At 48.6% G+C, this 278-nt stretch carries 1 rRNA gene; it reads right to left on the minus strand.

Annotation, left to right across the window (positions count from 1 at the left end):
• Window positions 1-164: 164 nt before the first annotated feature.
• Window positions 165-278, minus strand: a 16S ribosomal RNA gene (locus F2P45_RS35245); the annotation flags it as partial.

A 278-nucleotide genomic window follows, 5' to 3' on the forward strand; every position in this document is an offset into this window, starting at 1 on the left:
TACTTCTTCCAGATTGTTAAAGAACGAAACAGCTTTTAATCTCTGAAAGATCAAACCTAAGCACGGATGCTTGGGTTTGCGCTTTCAAACGCTGTTCTTCTTGATTGACAGCCGATAAGTGTGGACGTTTGGTGACTGGTCTCTATAGACCGGTGCAACTCTAGAAAGGAGGTGATCCAGCCGCACCTTCCGATACGGCTACCTTGTTACGACTTCACCCCAGTCACGAATCCTACCGTGGTAAGCGCCCCCCTTGCGGTTAAGCTACCTACTTCTGG

It is taken from the genome of Massilia mucilaginosa, from assembly GCF_011682145.1.
Classification (GTDB): Bacteria; Pseudomonadota; Gammaproteobacteria; order Burkholderiales; family Burkholderiaceae_D; genus Telluria_A; species Telluria_A mucilaginosa.